The sequence below is a fragment of the Ureibacillus sp. FSL K6-0786 genome (assembly GCF_037965165.1).
GTDB lineage: Bacteria > Bacillota > Bacilli > Bacillales_A > Planococcaceae > Ureibacillus > Ureibacillus thermosphaericus.
On record NZ_CP150191.1, the window covers coordinates 1,421,810 to 1,440,000 of the forward strand.

The window sequence follows — 18,191 nt, forward strand, 5'->3', positions numbered from 1 at the left end:
ATTGTTCGGTCCTTCTTAGTAGTTCTAAACCAACTAATACTATGACCTCTGCTGACTTCTGACGGTTCAGCTACTTATCACTAAGTAGGTTATGAAGCGTACTTCACATATCCGCCAGACCTCCCCGGGTAAGTACATGCACTTTCACACCATCTATCCGCCTCATTTACTCGATATGACCTTCGACAGAAAGAGCTTTGTTTTGTTTTGCAAACTCACTCAATCATACCTAGCCTTATATGAGGTTCGTGTTCCTCGGACCGGTGTTTTGCCTCCAGCTTCCTTCAGATTCCGCGTCACCACGGACACCCTTGCTCTTGGCTAACCTCTACTTCTGTCTTCGGGGTTCGGGACTTACACCCTATAGTTCATGTACATGCCGGGCGCACAAAAAAAGGGGCAAAAATGCCCCTTTTAATATTTTTCAGAAAATTTTTTTATGAATAGAAAATAATAAATTTTTATTTTGATAAAGCTTTTTCAATATATTGGCGTATTGATTCTTCCCCGTTTGCTAATGCTTCCTTTTCTCTCGCTTCATCTTTTGCTAGTTTTTCTTCGGCTTTTTTCAAAATTTCTTCTTCTTCTCCTTGTGGAACAACAACAACACCGTCTACATCTCCAATAATGAAATCTCCTGGTTGGACGCTCACACCACCAATGGCAATCGGAACATTTACTCGACCACCACCATGTTTATTTCCACTAGCAACGGTTGTTCCTAGGGCAAACACCGGAAAATCTAATTCTCGAATTGCTGCAATATCACGTATTACACCATTGACAACAAACCCTTGAATCCCCAATCCTTTCGCAAGAGAAGCTACAAAATCCCCTGCTACTGCTCGGTTTGTATTCCCTTTTGCATCAATAACAAGAATATCCCCTTTTTGTGCGATATTAATTGCTTCTAATACAGCTTTATTTTCCCCATCTGGCAATCTAACCGTTACAGCTCGTCCAGCAATTTTAAAATGATCGCTCAACGGTTTGATTTTTGCATCTAAATTTGTATGTCCCCCTGTAGCATCAGATATTGCAGTAGTTGGTATCGCTAAATATTTTTCAATTAAATTGGACATGTCGACATAACCCCTTTGAATTTACATAATATTTTAATAATTCTATATTATAGGATAAACTTTCCTTTTTCTATATAATTTGCAACTAATTTCACTAAATTTTAATAAAGTTAAGAAGTTAGCATTCCTACAAATACATATACTATGAATAACCATCATTGCTCTGTGATCACGTGTTATGCGTAAAAATTTATAAGATGGTTACACTGTATAAAAATTACATAATTCTACAAGGAGTGACACGGCAATGATAATGAACCGCTTAGTAAAAGAATGCATCAATGAACAAGGGAAAAAAGTCTACCGAATGGCAACGTATGATATCGAAGTCATTGCAAAGTCAAATGGTGGTCTCTCACCAACTATTATCTATCTTCATAATAATCAAGATGTTACAGATGACATACGTGACATTCGCTTTGGCGCACGTTCACCCTATTCATATATTGAAGATTACGATGAGTTTCAAACAATGCTTTATAATAAAGAACAAAAAGCCATTAATGATTTATATGATTCCATTAGCTTAAGACCGAAGAACATGACTACTACTGAACAAACTTTGTGGAGTATCGGGGTATTAGTCTTAATGTCCATACCTCTACTCGTAGCAATGCTCATCTTCCATTAAAGGGAGAAAATATTCTCCCTTTTTTTATGATAAAAAATAAAAGAATCCTTGATTAGTGTATTTACACTATCCCAGGATTCGAATATTGTTAAACATCTTTATTCACAAGATTTCCATTGCTCATTTCCAACATTTCAAATAGCTCTTCTAATGAAGTTGCTACTAAAAACAATTCATGTTGTGATGCTCTTAAAAATCCTTCTTCCATCATTTTTTCAAAATGTTGCACTAGACCATCATAAAAGCCATTTAAATTATATAAAATAACAGGTTTTGCATGTAATCCTATTTGCGCCCAAGTAAAAGCTTCAAAATACTCATCAAGTGTTCCGCAACCACCCGGTATCGCCACAAAAGCATCGGAAAGATCCGACATTTTCTTTTTTCGAGCATGCATTGACTCAACGATATATAATTCAGTTAATCCTTTATGCAATTTTTCTTTATTCACTAAATGTTCCGGCATGACTCCGATTACTTCTCCGCCTTCTGCAAGAGCTGCATCCGCTACTTTCCCCATTAAACCTTGAGTTGACCCTCCATAAACAAGCCCGTATCCGCTACGTGCAATCATTTTCCCTAATTCAATTGCTTTTTCTACATAAACCGACGATTTTCCTGATGATGAACCACAATAAACCGCTATACGCAATCAAGTCACCTTCTCTTTTACTTCCATTATATCGAAAAATTATTAACTCAATGTAAAAGGTTCAAAATTCTATTTTATTTTTTCTTGCATTTTGTTACGGCAAGCATGAAGATGATTCAATCATGAAATCATGATACACTTACACCGAAGGAGAGAGGAATGTGGAATTATATGATAAAGATGAATATTTTATGAGTGAAGCAATTAAAGAAGCAAAAAAAGCGGAAACTCTTGGTGAAGTTCCCATCGGTGCTGTTATTGTCTATCAAGATCAAATCATTGCTCGTTCCCACAACTTGCGGGAAACAACTCAGAACGCTATTACGCATGCGGAACTAATGGCAATTCAAGAAGCTTGCAAAGCAATTGGGAGCTGGCGGTTAGAAGAAACGACATTATACGTGACCCTTGAACCATGTCCAATGTGTGCTGGAGCAATTCTACAATCAAGAATCCCTCGGGTCGTATATGGTGCACGGGACCCTAAGGCTGGTAGTGTCGATTCATTATATCGTCTATTAAACGATTCTCGATTAAACCACGAATGTGATGTGACAGAAGGTGTTTTAGCTGATGAGTGCAGCTCTCTATTAACAAATTTTTTTAAAGCGATTCGAGAAAGAAAAAAAGAAGAAAAACGAAAAATGAAATTGAATGAGAAGGAAAATTGTGATTGAGAAATCAGTCACAATTATATTTTTAAAACTATCCACCTATCATATTATGTTATTTTTTAAAATATATATCATATTTTCTCCTGATTTTTCGTATCTATAAAATATCTAACTTTTTTTAGAATCAGGAGGAACATGAAAATATGAAGTTTTTAACGAGAATATCAAATGCTATTATGGAAAAGTATTTACCTGATCCATATATTTTTGTTGCAATATTATCAGTACTCGTTGTAATTCTTGGTGTTGTATTAACCCCCTCCTCACCACTTGATATGGTTATTTATTGGGGAGATGGATTCTGGGGATTACTAGCATTTACGATGCAAATGGTCATTGTACTAACTGCTGGACACGTACTAGCAAATAGCCCTTTATTTAAAAAATTTCTAACTGCTATTGCAAGCAGCATCAAATCCCCTGGTATGGCCATTATTATTGTTACATTTGTTTCTTTAATTGCTTGCTGGATTAATTGGGGATTTGGTTTAGTAATCGGAGCTATTTTTGCTAAAGAAATCGCTCGTCATGTAAAAAAAGTGGACTATCGCTTATTAATTGCTAGTGCTTATTCTGGTTTTATTATTTGGCACGGTGGGTTGGCAGGATCCATTCCTCTATCAGTAGCAACTGAAGGGCATCCTTTTGAAGGGATAATGGGCGTAGTTCCTACTTCGGGAACAATTTTTACTTCTTATAATTTATTTATTGTACTGGTTATCCTTTTCACTCTTCCATTCTTTAACCGCTGGATGATGCCAAAAGATGATGATGTAGTAGAAGTGGATCCAGCTTTATTAGTAGAAGAAGAGAAGAAATTCCCACCGCCTGTAAATACTTTTGCTTCTCGTTCAGAAAGAAGCTATATTTTAACTATTTTAATTGGAATTATTGGTGTAACGTATCTTGTTTATCATTTTGCAACGAAAGGTTTTGCTCTTGATTTAAATATTGTGAACACAATCTTCGTGATTCTCGGAATTATTTTACACGGAACACCTCAACGCTTCTTAGCCGCTACTCAAAATGCCATTAAAACAGCAAGCGGCATTGTATTTCAGTTCCCTTTCTATGCAGGGATTATGGGGATGATGACAAATTCTGGTTTAGCTGTCGTCTTCTCTGAGTGGTTTATTGCTATTTCGAACGATACAACTTTCTATTTATTTACATTTTATTCTGCTGGTTTAGTCAATTTCTTTATTCCTTCTGGTGGAGGTCAATGGGCGGTGCAAGCACCAATCATGTTAGAAGCAGCTCAAGTGATGGGGGCTGATTATGCGAAAACGGCTATGGCTATTGCTTGGGGTGATGCTTGGACGAACATGATTCAACCTTTCTGGGCTCTACCTGCACTTGCCATTGCGGGCTTAAAAGCAAAAGATATTATGGGATTCTGTGTATTCGTTCTCATTTTTACAGGAATTATTATCAGTATTGGATTTTTATTCTTCTAAAAATAAAAGAGCCTGATCATAAAAGTTTTGAACTTTTGATCAGGCTCAAATCTTACAATAAATATTTTTTAACTCTTTCTCTGCGGTGGTTACATCAAACGCGCCTCCTCGTTGCATTTTCTGTGACGAAAGCGAGAACGACAGACGCAAAGGAAGCATTTAAATAACTTTTTAGGAACCCTCGTCCCCTTGTTTATCTCAATTTAAATTGTCGAACTAGTCGATTTAATTCCTCAGCAAGGACTGCCAGTTGTTCAGAACTCGCAGAAATCTCTTCCATTGCACTATTTGTCTGTTCTGATGCAGCCGTTGTTTCTTCAATACCGGCAGCAGCCTCTTCAGAGATTGCAGCAATTTCTTGAATGGAACTGTTCATCTCACTACTGTTTGTTGCGATGGTTGATAAATTTTCAGCTACAACCGTGATACTATCGACCATTTCTTGCAAAGAATTTTGAATCGTAGTAAATGTTTCGTGTGTTGTTTTTATTTGAGTAGAACCCTGCTCAACTTCTTTATAACCATTTGTTAACGCTTCTGTCACAACACTAAATTCTTCCTGAATATTATTTACAATCTTTGTTATATCCGTTACAGAATATGCTACTTGTTCAGCCAGTTTTCGAACTTCTTCTGCAACAACAGCAAATCCTTTTCCATGTTCTCCTGCTCTTGCCGCTTCAATTGCAGCATTTAAAGATAAAAGATTTGTCTGTTCAGCAATCTCTTTAATAACTATAACCAATTGAGAGATTTCTTGTACTTGGGTATGAAGTTCATTCACTTTACCGACTGAATCACGTACAATATGATCGATTGTTTGCATTTGTTTAGCGGAAGATTCCATCAAACGGCTTCCGTCATTTGTTAATGCCAATATTTCTTTTGCTCTTTGCTGAACACGTTCTCCGTGCTCGTTTGCCTCTTGAGAAGTCGCTACAAAGTTCGTTGCTATGGAAGATAAGTTGCTTGCATTATCTGCTTGTTTTTCGGAACCTTGAGCAAGTTCCTCCATTGTCACGACAATTTGATTTGCACCCAGTTTTACCTCATTTGCAGCCTGCGTTAATTCTTCGCTACTACTTGAGACAATTTCCGAGTTTTTCGCAATTTCTTGCAGAATATTCTTCAACTTATCTTGCATATCATTCATTGCCAAAGCTAATTGGCCAGTTTCATCCTTCGATTTAATCCTTAACAGCTCAGGGCTTAAATCTGCTCGAGAAAGTAAATTCATTCTTTCCATAACCATTTGAATAGGCTTTGATATGCTATTTGTAAATACCCATATAACAATTAAACCTATGATTACTGCTATCAACAACGTAAACAAATTCACTTTTAAAATATTATTTGCAGGCTTATTAAAATCCATCATGTATGTACTTGCACCAATTATCCATCCCCAGTTTGAATCCACTTTTGAATAAGCTACTTTTTCTTCAATCTGATTTTCATTTCCGATTAATGGATAATCATAATAAACAAATCCTCCACCTGATTGTCCCACTTTGATAATTTCTTGTATGAATTTTAATCCTTTTGTATCTTCATCGTTCCACATATTTTGGCCTTCAATTGTCGGGTGCGCAAGCATAGTTCCCTTTTCATCGACGATAAATAAGTAACCATGTTCTCCTATATCGATATTTTTATTGATTGGTCGTAATCCTTCCTCATTCTTGCTTCCTAAAATTGCTTCTTTTACTTTTTCCTGCGCATCCTCTAATGAAATTTCCCCTCTATCAACATATTTCGATAAACTATTAATCATTTCTAACGTCATTTCAACACTGTTGCTCAAATTGTTTTTCCCTAAATCATTCAAACTTTCTTCAGTTTGCATGAAATTTATGAAGCTTACTACAACTAAAGGAATGAGCAACAAAGCAGTAGAAATAATCAACAACTTTCGTTTAATTGTCAATTTCTTAAACAAAACAAACATACCCCCTGATAAAAAAGTTTCAAAAAGATGTCAGTTTAATAATTTTTATATAGGTATTTCCTCCTCCCAATATTTAAAATAACAAAATAGTAAAAAATAAATATTGATTTTTATCAATATTTATAATTGTTTAAAAAATTATATTATTCCGAATTCGTTTATTCAATATAAATTTTCCATTTAATTAAATTATTAGGAATATTAAGAAAACGGAAATGCATTCTAGCAAAAAGAAAAAAGCATACCTTTTACTCGGTATGCTTCTTTTTATTACTTTTATTTTTTAGGTGGTGTCATCATTTCTTTTCCACCCATATATGGTCTTAATACTTCAGGAATAATGACACTTCCATCTTCTTTTTGATAATTTTCTAAAATGGCAGCAACTGTACGACCAATAGCAAGTCCTGAACCATTTAATGTGTGAACGTATTCTGGTTTTGCTCCTTGTTCACGACGGAAGCGGATATTTGCACGTCTCGCTTGGAAATCTTCAAAGTTTGAGCAAGATGAAATTTCACGATATTTATTTTGTGATGGCATCCATACTTCTAAATCGTATTTTTTAGCAGCAGTGAAGCCTAAATCAGCAGTACACATTTTCACACGTTGATAAGGCAAGTTTAATAATTGAAGTACTTTTTCTGCATGGCTTGTTAATAACTCTAATTGTTCATAAGATTCTTCCGGTTTCACAAAGCGTACAAGTTCTACTTTGTTAAATTGGTGCTGACGAATTAATCCTCGAGTATCACGACCTGCAGATCCTGCTTCTGAGCGGAAACAGGCACTAAATGCCACAAAACCTTTTGGTAACATATCAATGCTTAAAATTTCATCACGATAGAAATTCGTTACTGGCACTTCAGCAGTTGGAATCATGAAATAGTCAGTATCGACAAGTTTAAATACATCCTCTTCAAATTTTGGTAATTGTCCAGTTCCTAATAAACTGTCTCGATTGACAATGACTGGAGGGAGCATTTCCTCATATCCATGTTCTTCTACATGTAAATCCATCATGAAATTCATAAGTGCTCGCTCTAATCTTGCACCTAAGCCACGGTAGAAAACAAATCGACTTCCTGTTACTTTCGCAGCTCTTTCAAAATCTATGATATCTAAATCTGTTGCCAAGTCCCAATGCGGTTTGACTTCAAACTGAAACGCTGGAATCTCACCCCAAGTATATTCCACTACATTGTCATCTTCGCTCTCACCAATTGGAACAGATTCATGAGGGATGTTTGGCAAACGCATCATCATATCTTTGAATTTTTCTTCAATTTCTAATAACTCTGCATCTAACTGTTTAATTTCTTCACCCACTTGGCGCATACGAACAATCATTTCATCGGCATTTTCTTTATTGCGTTTCATGACAGCAATTTGTTCTGATACTTTATTGCGCTCAGCTTTTAATTCTTCCGTTTTTGCAATTAGTTCACGTCGTTTTGAATCAAGTGATTCAAATTCATCAAAATTTCCTAAATCTTCGTTGCGTGTTAAAAGAATTTTTTTCACTTCTTCATAGTTTTCACGGACACGTCTAATATCTAGCATGTTTATTCCTCCAAACTTGTTAAAAATTATTCCATATAAAAAGCTCTCAATCCCATAAAGGGACGAGAGCTACCCGCGTTGCCACCCTAGTTGATTAAACAAAATGTTTAATCCTCTTATTTCATAACGGCTTTACAACCGACCCAATCCTACTAAACATTTCAGCTGGGCAACTCATGGATGGATTCACAAGGGTTTTTATCAGCTTCCACCAACCGCTGACTCTCTTAAAAAAACTGACTTGCTACTACTTCCAATCATCGCATTATCGTTAATCGATTTTAACCATAGCGTACTATATCCCGTTAAATTTTGCAAGAAAAGACTTTATTAACTTTATTTTGACAAATCTCATCTAACTTGCAAAAGTTCTTCTTTGGAAAGAGTAGCAATATCAATACCTTTCATAGGATTACCTAAATCCTTTGAAAGTTCAGCTATAAGTGGGTAATCATTATAATTTTTTGTCGCTTCAACAATAGCTCTTGCAAACTTTTCTGGATTTTCCGATTTAAATATACCGGAACCAACAAACACTCCATCTGCTCCTAATTCCATCATTAATGCGGCATCGGCTGGTGTGGCAACCCCTCCTGCTGCATAATTTAATACAGGCAACCGCCCTCGTTCTTTAATTTGTAGCAACAACTCATAAGGCGCACCTAATTTTTTTGCTTCCACCATTAATTCATCTTGACTCATGTTAACAATTTGACGTACTTGGGCATTTACTTTTCGAATATGACGTACAGCTTCTACAATGTTTCCTGTACCTGCTTCACCTTTCGTACGCAACATGACTGCCCCTTCTCCAATTCTCCGCGCTGCTTCTCCTAAATCGCGACACCCACAAACAAAAGGTACGTTAAACTCCTTTTTTAACAAATGGAATTCATCATCCACTGGTGTTAATACTTCACTTTCATCAATCATATCTACACCTATTGATTCTAAAATACGTGCCTCCACAATATGGCCAATTCTTACTTTTGCCATCACCGGAATGGATATGGCATTCTTTACTTCCTCAATAATGCGAAGATCAGCCATCCTAGCTACTCCGCCTTCTTTTCGTATATCTGATGGAACTTTTTCTAATGCCATTACCGCAACAGCACCTGCCGCTTCTGCAATTTTTGCTTGCTCAGCATTCACAACATCCATGATTACGCCGCCTCGGGGGATGTTAATTTCTTTAAAATTTTCCATATTATTACCTCCTATTATTTGTTGATTTTTAGTATAATGATTTTTGACAATATAAAAAGTTCCAAAATTATAAAAAGTTATATGGTCAGTTGGAGGTATATACGATGGACATGCTGATCTTCCAATTGGAAAAAGAAAATGCTAAACCTTTGTATGAACAACTCTACAGCGGCATAAAAAATGCAATTATTCAAAAACAAATTGAAGTAGGAACGAAATTGCCATCTAAGCGAAAATTAGCGGAGTTTTTAAATATTAGTCAAACTACCATTGAAATTGCATATTCTCAATTATTAGCGGAAGGATATATTACATCTATTCCCCGTGTAGGTTATTTTGTTGAAGAAATTGATGAACTGCCTTACGTAGAAAAAAAACAAACGACAATCGAAATTCCCCAAAAAGAACAAAAACAATATCGATATGATTTTCATCCTGGTAAAGTTGATGAAGAATCCTTCCCTTTTGTTGTATGGAGAAAGTATGTAAAAGATATATTTGATATTACTTCAAAAGAGTTGTTACAAATGGGTGAACCCCAAGGAGAAGTAGAGTTACGAAAGGAAATTGCCAATTATTTATTTCAATCGAGAGGTATCCATTGCAAACCTGAGCAAATCGTTATTAGCTCTGGAACTGAGCTTTTATTACCGATGATTTTGCGCTTATTTGAAGATGATTTCATATTAGCCCTTGAAAACCCTGGTTACTCAGCAATACCGAGAATTCATTTAAATAATAATGCCATTCCTATTTCTGTGGATGAGGAAGGTTTAGTAGTTGATGAACTTGAACAAACAAATGCTAATATCGTCTATATTACTCCATCACATCAATTCCCGACAGGGGCAGTGCTGTCAGCTACAAGAAGAACTCAACTGCTGAAATGGGCAAGCAAAGCACCTAATCGATATATTATTGAAGATGATTATGATAGTGAGTTTCGCTACATTGGCAAACCCATTCCAGCCCTACATGGTTTAGATCAAAATGATAAAGTGATTTATATGAGCACATTTACAAAATCATTGATGCCATCACTTAGGGTTGCTTATATGGTATTGCCTCATCATTTATTAATGAAATATAAAGAAATATTTAGTTATTACTCAGCAACGGTCCCACGTTTCGTTCAACACATATTAGCCAATTTTATGAAAGATGGTCATTTCTCTAAACATTTAAATCGCATGAGGAAAATTTATCGAAAAAAACATGATAAATTAAAACATACGCTAACTACTTTTTATCCTGATATAAAAATAACAGGAGACCAAGCTGGAATGCATGTGCTAATCTCGATTCCTAGCGGCAAAAATGTTGACCAACTGAAGCAAATTGCAAATCATCATGGCATCAACATTACTCCTGTAACCAATTATTTGTTAAAGCCCATTGAATATGAACATCCTACCTTCTTGCTTGGATTCGGAGGTATTCCTTTAAATCAAATAGAGGAAAGTATCCACCAATTGATGGAATGTTGGAATGTACAAAAAAATAAAAAACTCGCTAAACTATAGATGTCTTAGCGAGTTTTTTATATTAGTATATTATACATATATTTCCCATAAATATTTCCCAAGCAATATTTTTTCTTTAATCTGCAAATTTCTTTTTTAATTGTTCTGAACCAGTTCCACCAATAATCATTAATACCAATGGTAAGAAATTTGAAATCACTTTAGGTAAACCATCAAGAATTGTTATATTCGTATAAAAAAATAAATTGGAGCCTAGAATGATGATTTTAATGAGTATTAATAATACCCCTAGTAAAAATAAACTGTCAAAAAACGATTTTAATTTGGGGTGAGCTAATTTTTTACTATCTTTAATTACTTTTTCCTTCAAATCGTCGTCACTCCTTAACATTTCATCTATTGTAATACCAAATAAATCGCTTAGTGCAATAATTACTTCAATACTTGGATAGTTCTTTCCAGTTTCCCATTTTGATACTGATTGACGACTGACATGAAGTTTATCTGCAAGATCTGCTTGTGTCCAACCTCGTTTTTCCCTTTCATTTTTTAATCGTTCACTAAATGTCATCGACGGCAACTCCTTTCTTATGTTCAGTATCGATTAAAAGTAGTATGAAGTAAAGAGAGCTATGGGCGCATGAAGATGCAACGGATAGTTGCCATCGCCAAACGCCAATTATATACCATTTTGTATAAAATTTACATTTAATTTCCAAAAGTATTAGAATATATATCAAAGAAAAAAAGCTAAGAATCCACATCTAGTGGTTCCTAGCTTTCTTGAAATAAATTCTATTAGCGAAAAGTTTTAATTGCCTAATTTGTTATGAAAATAAGCCTCCTACAAAACCAGTAATGCCTCCCCAAAGATTACTGAAGAAATTACCGATTCCTTGGAAGAATAATGAGATAAATCCTGCTCGTTCAACATCGTCTGCTGTTACTACATCAACAGCCATTTCTTTACCATCGATAAAACCGTAATCAGAACCTTCTTTTCTTTCAATTACGACTTTCCCAACTACCGTCCCTTTTTCAACTTTCGCTTCAAGGGACTCTTTATCTAACACTAACTTTGGTTGATATAAATCTTTTTCTGATGTTTTTACAAGCATGGATAAAGGTTCTTTTACAGCAATTTTTACTTTATCTTCTTTTCCTTTAATGACTTTAATAGATTCTTTTCCTTTTTCAGAAAAGTCGGCTGGAATAATTTCTTGTTTTGCAAATTGGCTAAAACCATAATCGAACAATTTTGCTGTTGCATCAAAACGCGCTTTATATGAACCAACACCGTTTGAATCAACAGCATTCATTACAACTGAAATTAAACGTGTACCATTTCGTTCAGCAGTTCCTGTAAAACAGTATCCCGCTAAATTAGTTGTACCTGTTTTCAATCCATCGACACCTTGATATTGATATACCAACCCTGGCAACATGAAGTTCCAGTTTTCCATCTTAATGGCATCATCTGTACCTTCTCTGAACGTTTTTCTCGGAATGCTAGCAGTTTCTAAAACTTCAGGATAATCTTTCAGTAAATGATAGGCAAGTTTTGCAACTGAGCGAGCTGGCATTACGTTTTCATCTTCCGGACCTGTCCCAGCAGGATGCATGCCCATTAAATCAGCATTATTTAATCCTGTTGAATTGACAAATTTATACCCTTCTAGTCCTAATTCTTCCGCTTTTTTATTCATTAGCTTTATAAACTCTGTTTCCGTTCCAGCTACTGTTTCAGCGATTGCCACTGTAGCAGCATTTGCAGAGTAAATTACCATTGCCTCATACAATTCTTGAATCGTATAAGTTCCATCTGCTCTTAACGGCACATTACTTAATGCACGATTTTGTGACAACTTATATGTATATTCCGTCACGCGATATTCTTGATCCCAACTAACTGTACCAGCTTTAATCGCATCTAATAAAATATACTCTGTCATCATTTTTGACATACTCGCAATACCAAGCGGTGTGTCAGCATTTTGCTCGTATAATATTTTCCCTGAATCTGCATCAATTAAAATGGCAGCCCCAACATTTAATCCTAAATCTGTTTCAGCATTGGCTTGGGGTGTCGTAACAATCATGCTAATTAACAGAATTGGAATCATGAGTAAGCTGATCATTGATGTCTTCCTTGCTGTTTTCACTTAAATGTACCTCCACTCATTATTATCATCTTCGCTCATTTTACCATAGATAGTATTCGATGTGTGTAACGAACAAGAAAAAACACTCTTCTAACATCTACAGTGACGTTAGAAGAGTGTTTAGGTTTCAAATTATTGAAGAGAATAGTTTGGAGCTTCTTTCGTAATTTGTACATTGTGTGGATGAGATTCACGAAGACCTGCATTTGTCATGCGGACGAATTGAGATTTTTCGCGTAAATGTTCTAAGTTAGGAGCTCCGCAATATCCCATTCCTGAACGGATACCACCCACTAATTGTTCGATTGTATCAGCAAGAGGCCCTTTGTATGGTACACGTCCTTCAATGCCTTCAGGAACTAATTTTTTCGCATCTTCTTGGAAATAACGGTCTTTTGAACCTTGTTCCATCGCAGCAAGAGAACCCATTCCACGATATACTTTAAAACGACGTCCTTGGAAAATTTCTGTTTCACCAGGTGATTCTGTTGTTCCTGCAAGAAGTGAACCAAGCATAACAGCATGTCCACCTGCTGCAAGAGCCTTCACGATATCACCGGAATATTTAATGCCACCATCTGCAATAATTGTTTTACCATATTCGCGAGCAACTGTTGCGCAATCGTAAATCGCTGTAATTTGTGGTACACCTACACCTGCTACAACACGAGTCGTACAAATGGATCCAGGGCCAATACCTACTTTTACTACATCCGCTCCTGCTTCAAACAATGCACGTGCTGCTTCAGCTGTCGCAACATTTCCTGCAATAATCTCTAAATCTGGATATTCATTTCGAATTTCTTTAACTGTATCAATTACGCCTTGAGAATGGCCGTGAGCTGTATCAATAACAATAACATCTACTTGCGCTTCAACTAATTTTTTTACACGGGCACTTGTATCTTTTGAAACCCCAACAGCAGCACCTACTACAAGTCGACCAATGCTGTCTTTTGCTGCATTTGGGAATTCTATTACTTTTTCGATGTCTTTAATTGTAATTAAACCTGTTAATTTTCCTTCATTATCTACGATTGGAAGTTTCTCAATTTTATACTTTTGTAATATTTTTTCAGCTTCTTCTAATGTCGTTCCTACAGGAGCTGTTATTAAATCTTCTTTTGTCATTACTTCTTCAATTTTCAATGAATAATCGGAAATGAAACGTAAATCTCGATTCGTAATAATTCCCACTAATTTTTGTTCTTCTTCATTATTTACAATTGGAACACCCGAAATGCGATATTTACCCATTAAATGTTCAGCATCAAACACTTGATGACTTGGTGTTAAAAAGAAAGGATTCGTAATGACACCATTTTCAGATCGTTTTACTTTTTCTACTTCTTCTACTTGTTCTTCAATGGACATGTTTTTATGAATAATCCCGATTCCACCTTGACGTGCCATTGCAATCGCCATTCTAGATTCAGTTACTGTATCCATTCCAGCACTAATAATAGGAATATTTAATTTGATTTTTGGTGTAAGTTGTACTGATAAATCTACTTCTTTTGGTAATACTGCTGAATGCGCTGGTATTAATAATACATCGTCGAATGTTAATCCTTCTTTTGCAAACTTCGTCTCCCACATTTCGATTATTCCTCCTAAGTACAAAACGAATATTAATAGTAAGATTATCAACATGTTTTCCTAGTGTCAAGAATCTAACAAATAGAAAAAGTATTCGGACTATTGGAAATTGTCATTTTGTGTTACACTATTTTAATTTAGATATATAACGCTAAACTAGATTTATTTTGCTCTTTTTACATGCAATTATGAAATTTGATATCTTCCAACATTAAAAATGGCTATTAACTAATTAAAAGATGCAACCCAACTATTTATTTTTTTAAATATATCATGAAGGGGATTACGACCAACTTCATCATTCAATTAATAAATGGCATTGAATTGCTTGATAATCAGTCATATTTGACTTCATTTTTTAAACCGTTGGGTTTTACGAAATGAACCTTTTGCAGTGGTATATTGAAAAACAACGTCCTGTTCGCGCCGACCTGACCTTCGGTCTTTGGTAGTTGGGAGCTTATTTTTGCAATAAAAAAAAGCACCACTATTGTGGTGCCTTCTGCGAAGCGCTCGTCTATCTCTCACAAGGGGACCCCTTAACTACCATCGGCGCTAACTCCGAAGCACGTTGACCAGCGAATTTCTGTGTTAGCTTCGGCAGTCCGGTGCTCACGTACATAGTACGCTCCGCTCCGGGCTGCCTCGCTTCCTTGAACTTCTTGGTCCCCGTGCTTCTCGTCTCCTTCAAATATTTATTTTACTTTTGTTTAGCATGTGGTTTCTGTATCGCGCCGATCGGACTTTCAGTCCTTGTTAGTAAGGGGCTTCAACTTTTGCAATAAAAAAAGCACCACTATTGTGGTGCCTTTTTGCGAAGCGACGTCCTACTCTCACAAGGGGAAGCCCCTTACTACCATCGGCGCTGAAGAGCTTAACTTCCGTGTTCGGTATGGGAACGGGTGTGACCTCTTCGCCATCGTCACTTCACTATATGAGAGGTTGTTCTCTCAAAACTGGATAACGACATTGAAATGATTGGTTAAGTCCTCGATCGATTAGTATCCGTCAGCTCCACACGTCACCGTGCTTCCACCTCGGACCTATCTACCTCATCGTCTTTGAGGGATCTTACTTGCTTATGCAATGGGAAATCTCATCTTGAGGGGGGCTTCATGCTTAGATGCTTTCAGCACTTATCCCGTCCACACATAGCTACCCAGCGGTGCCTTTGGCAAGACAACTGGTACACCAGCGGTGTGTCCATCCCGGTCCTCTCGTACTAAGGACAGCTCCTCTCAAATTTCCTACGCCCACGACGGATAGGGACCGAACTGTCTCACGACGTTCTGAACCCAGCTCGCGTACCGCTTTAATGGGCGAACAGCCCAACCCTTGGGACCGACTACAGCCCCAGGATGCGATGAGCCGACATCGAGGTGCCAAACCTCCCCGTCGATGTGGACTCTTGGGGGAGATAAGCCTGTTATCCCCGGGGTAGCTTTTATCCGTTGAGCGATGGCCCTTCCATGCGGAACCACCGGATCACTAAGCCCGTCTTTCGACCCTGCTCGACTTGTAGGTCTCGCAGTCAAGCTCCCTTATGCCTTTACACTCTGCGAATGATTTCCAACCATTCTGAGGGAACCTTTGGGCGCCTCCGTTACCTTTTAGGAGGCGACCGCCCCAGTCAAACTGTCCACCTGACACTGTCTCCCAAGCCGATCAGGCTTGCGGGTTAGAATTTCAGTACAACCAGGGTAGTATCCCAAGGGCGCCTCCAGGGAAGCTGGCGCTCCCCCTTCTACGGCTCCTACCTATCCTGTACAAGTTGCACCGAAATTCAATATCAGGTTACAGTAAAGCTCCACGGGGTCTTTCCGTCCTGTCGCGGGTAACCTGCATCTTCACAGGTACTATAATTTCACCGAGTCTCTCGTTGAGACAGTGCCCAGATCGTTACGCCTTTCGTGCGGGTCGGAACTTACCCGACAAGGAATTTCGCTACCTTAGGACCGTTATAGTTACGGCCGCCGTTTACTGGGGCTTCAATTCGGAGCTTCGCTTGCGCTAACTCCTCCTCTTAACCTTCCAGCACCGGGCAGGCGTCAGCCCCTATACTTCACCTTACGGTTTTGCAGAGACCTGTGTTTTTGCTAAACAGTCGCCTGGGCCTATTCACTGCGGCTCATCAGGGCTTGCACCCCAATGAGCACCCCTTCTCCCGAAGTTACGGGGTCATTTTGCCGAGTTCCTTAACGAGAGTTCTCTCGCTCACCTTAGGATTCTCTCCTCGACTACCTGTGTCGGTTTGCGGTACGGGCACCTCCCGCCTCGCTAGAGGCTTTTCTTGGCAGTGTGAAATCAGGAACTTCGCGCGTAACGCGCTCCCCATCACAGCTCAGCGTATTAGGAAGCGGATTTGCCTACTTCCACGCCTTGCTGCTTGGACACGCTCGACCAACGGCGTGCATTCCCTATCCTCCTGCGTCCCCCCATCACTCAAACGGCGGGGAGGTGGTACAGGAATATCAACCTGTTGTCCATCGTCTACGCCTTTCGGCCTCGACTTAGGTCCCGACTAACCCTGAGCGGACGAGCCTTCCTCAGGAAACCTTAGTCATTCGGTGGATGGGATTCTCACCCATCTTTCGCTACTCATACCGGCATTCTCACTTCTAAGCGCTCCACCAGTCCTTCCGGTCTGACTTCGACGCACTTAGAACGCTCTCCTACCACTCGTGCAACGCACGAATCCACAGCTTCGGTGAATCGTTTAGCCCCGTTACATTTTCGGCGCAGCGTCACTCGACCAGTGAGCTATTACGCACTCTTTAAATGATGGCTGCTTCTAAGCCAACATCCTGGTTGTCTAAGCAACGCCACATCCTTTTCCACTTAACGATTACTTTGGGACCTTAGCTGGTGGTCTGGGCTGTTTCCCTTTTGACCACGGATCTTATCACTCGTAGTCTGACTCCCGTGTATAAATAGCTGGCATTCGGAGTTTGTCTGAATTCGGTAACCCGAGGTGGGCCCCTAGTCCAAACAGTGCTCTACCTCCAGTATTCTTCACACGAGGCTAGCCCTAAAGCTATTTCGGAGAGAACCAGCTATCTCCAAGTTCGATTGGAATTTCTCCGCTACCCACACCTCATCCCCGCACTTTTCAACGTGCGTGGGTTCGGGCCTCCAGTGAGTGTTACCTCACCTTCACCCTGGACATGGGTAGATCACCTGGTTTCGGGTCTACGACCACGTACTCAAAACGCCCTATTCAGACTCGCTTTCGCTGCGGCTCCGCATTTTCTGCTTAACCTTGCACGTAATCGTAACTCGCCGGTTCATTCTACAAAAGGCACGCCATCACCCGTTAACGGGCTCTGACTACTTGTAGGCACACGGTTTCAGGTTCTCTTTCACTCCCCTCCCGGGGTGCTTTTCACCTTTCCCTCACGGTACTGGTTCACTATCGGTCACTAGGGAGTATTTAGCCTTGGGAGATGGTCCTCCCGGATTCCGACGGAATTTCACGTGTTCCGCCGTACTCAGGATCCACTCAGGAGAGGATGGATTTTCGACTACAGGGCTTTTACCTTCTCTGGCCGTCCTTTCCAGAACGGTTCGTCTAACCCATCCTTTTGTAACTCCGTATAGAGTGTCCTACAACCCCAAGAGGCAAGCCTCTTGGTTTGGGCTGTTCCCGTTTCGCTCGCCGCTACTCAGGGAATCGATTTTTCTTTCTTCTCCTCCAGGTACTTAGATGTTTCAGTTCCCTGGGTGTGCCTTC

Annotated in this window: 12 protein-coding genes, 2 rRNA genes and 1 other annotated feature (1 of these 15 cut by a window edge); of the genes, 4 read left to right on the forward strand and 10 right to left on the reverse strand. The window is 38.6% G+C overall.

What is annotated here, in order from left to right; translation table 11 throughout:
• Nucleotides 1-461: 461 nt before the first annotated feature.
• A complete protein-coding gene (locus NSQ18_RS06925) occupies nt 462-1,082 on the reverse strand; it encodes an RraA family protein (protein ID WP_016839533.1) in 621 nt (206 codons plus the stop codon).
• Between the two features lie 247 nt (nt 1,083-1,329).
• Between NSQ18_RS06925 and NSQ18_RS06930 the strand changes: the two genes are divergently transcribed.
• A complete protein-coding gene (locus NSQ18_RS06930; protein ID WP_016839534.1) occupies nt 1,330-1,713 on the forward strand; it encodes a hypothetical protein in 384 nt (127 codons plus the stop codon).
• A gap of 88 nt (nt 1,714-1,801) precedes the next feature.
• Here the strand turns inward: NSQ18_RS06930 and NSQ18_RS06935 are convergent, their stop codons facing one another.
• A complete protein-coding gene (locus NSQ18_RS06935) occupies nt 1,802-2,365 on the reverse strand; it encodes a TIGR00730 family Rossman fold protein (RefSeq protein WP_339289529.1) in 564 nt (187 codons plus the stop codon).
• 161 nt (nt 2,366-2,526) lie between these two features.
• On the opposite strand from NSQ18_RS06935, the gene tadA reads away from it, so the two are divergent.
• Together tadA and NSQ18_RS06945 are read left to right on the forward strand one after the other, a co-directional pair.
• Nucleotides 2,527-3,042, forward strand: a complete 516-nt coding sequence (tadA, locus tag NSQ18_RS06940; RefSeq protein WP_016839536.1) for a tRNA adenosine(34) deaminase TadA — start codon at nt 2,527-2,529, stop codon at nt 3,040-3,042.
• A gap of 140 nt (nt 3,043-3,182) precedes the next feature.
• A complete protein-coding gene (locus NSQ18_RS06945) occupies nt 3,183-4,496 on the forward strand; it encodes a short-chain fatty acid transporter (protein WP_339289531.1) in 1,314 nt (437 codons plus the stop codon).
• 193 nt (nt 4,497-4,689) lie between these two features.
• Here NSQ18_RS06945 and NSQ18_RS06950 read toward each other — a convergent pair whose 3' ends face one another.
• From NSQ18_RS06950 to pdxS, 3 genes are all read right to left on the reverse strand, one after another.
• Entirely contained in the window at nt 4,690-6,444 is a 1,755-nt protein-coding gene (locus tag NSQ18_RS06950; protein WP_026019159.1) for a cache domain-containing protein, read from the reverse strand.
• 276 nt (nt 6,445-6,720) lie between these two features.
• Nucleotides 6,721-8,007, reverse strand: a complete 1,287-nt coding sequence (gene serS, locus NSQ18_RS06955) for a serine--tRNA ligase (protein ID WP_016839540.1) — start codon at nt 8,005-8,007, stop codon at nt 6,721-6,723.
• A 55-nt stretch (nt 8,008-8,062) separates the two neighbouring features.
• Nucleotides 8,063-8,277 (reverse strand) — a binding site (T-box leader).
• An 81-nt stretch (nt 8,278-8,358) separates the two neighbouring features.
• Nucleotides 8,359-9,216: a pyridoxal 5'-phosphate synthase lyase subunit PdxS gene (gene pdxS / locus NSQ18_RS06960; protein WP_016839541.1), complete on the reverse strand. Its 858-nt coding sequence runs from the start codon at nt 9,214-9,216 to the stop codon at nt 8,359-8,361.
• A 104-nt stretch (nt 9,217-9,320) separates the two neighbouring features.
• Between pdxS and NSQ18_RS06965 the strand changes: the two genes are divergently transcribed.
• Nucleotides 9,321-10,739, forward strand: coding sequence for a PLP-dependent aminotransferase family protein (locus NSQ18_RS06965; RefSeq protein WP_016839542.1), 1,419 nt, complete (start codon nt 9,321-9,323; stop codon nt 10,737-10,739).
• Between the two features lie 76 nt (nt 10,740-10,815).
• Here NSQ18_RS06965 and NSQ18_RS06970 read toward each other — a convergent pair whose 3' ends face one another.
• The 5 genes from NSQ18_RS06970 to NSQ18_RS06990 all read right to left on the reverse strand — a co-directional run.
• Nucleotides 10,816-11,271: a helix-turn-helix transcriptional regulator gene (locus tag NSQ18_RS06970; protein ID WP_016839543.1), complete on the reverse strand. Its 456-nt coding sequence runs from the start codon at nt 11,269-11,271 to the stop codon at nt 10,816-10,818.
• 256 nt (nt 11,272-11,527) lie between these two features.
• Nucleotides 11,528-12,838 carry a serine hydrolase gene (locus NSQ18_RS06975; protein WP_202947431.1) on the reverse strand — a complete coding sequence of 437 codons (1,311 nt, stop codon included), beginning with the start codon at nt 12,836-12,838 and terminating at the stop codon, nt 11,528-11,530.
• A 156-nt stretch (nt 12,839-12,994) separates the two neighbouring features.
• On the reverse strand, nt 12,995-14,461 hold the full coding sequence (gene guaB, locus NSQ18_RS06980; RefSeq protein ID WP_016839551.1) for an IMP dehydrogenase: 1,467 nt from the start codon (nt 14,459-14,461) through the stop codon (nt 12,995-12,997).
• Between the two features lie 814 nt (nt 14,462-15,275).
• Nucleotides 15,276-15,391, reverse strand: a 5S ribosomal RNA gene (rrf, locus tag NSQ18_RS06985).
• A gap of 48 nt (nt 15,392-15,439) precedes the next feature.
• Nucleotides 15,440-18,191 (reverse strand): 23S ribosomal RNA (locus tag NSQ18_RS06990) (it continues 175 nt past the right edge of the window).

Excerpts from the sequence above, each read along its gene's own strand:
- NSQ18_RS06950 (WP_026019159.1), bottom strand. The coding sequence starts at position 6,444 with ATGTTTGTTTTGTTTAAGAAATTGACAATTAAACGAAAGTTGTTGATT.
- NSQ18_RS06930 (WP_016839534.1), top strand. The coding sequence starts at position 1,330 with ATGATAATGAACCGCTTAGTAAAAGAATGCATCAATGAACAAGGGAAA.
- guaB (WP_016839551.1), bottom strand. The coding sequence starts at position 14,461 with ATGTGGGAGACGAAGTTTGCAAAAGAAGGATTAACATTCGACGATGTA.
- pdxS (WP_016839541.1), bottom strand. The coding sequence starts at position 9,216 with ATGGAAAATTTTAAAGAAATTAACATCCCCCGAGGCGGCGTAATCATG.
- serS (WP_016839540.1), bottom strand. The coding sequence starts at position 8,007 with ATGCTAGATATTAGACGTGTCCGTGAAAACTATGAAGAAGTGAAAAAA.
- NSQ18_RS06965 (WP_016839542.1), top strand. The coding sequence starts at position 9,321 with ATGGACATGCTGATCTTCCAATTGGAAAAAGAAAATGCTAAACCTTTG.
- NSQ18_RS06925 (WP_016839533.1), bottom strand. The coding sequence starts at position 1,082 with ATGTCCAATTTAATTGAAAAATATTTAGCGATACCAACTACTGCAATA.
- NSQ18_RS06945 (WP_339289531.1), top strand. The coding sequence starts at position 3,183 with ATGAAGTTTTTAACGAGAATATCAAATGCTATTATGGAAAAGTATTTA.
- NSQ18_RS06970 (WP_016839543.1), bottom strand. The coding sequence starts at position 11,271 with ATGACATTTAGTGAACGATTAAAAAATGAAAGGGAAAAACGAGGTTGG.
- NSQ18_RS06975 (WP_202947431.1), bottom strand. The coding sequence starts at position 12,838 with ATGATCAGCTTACTCATGATTCCAATTCTGTTAATTAGCATGATTGTT.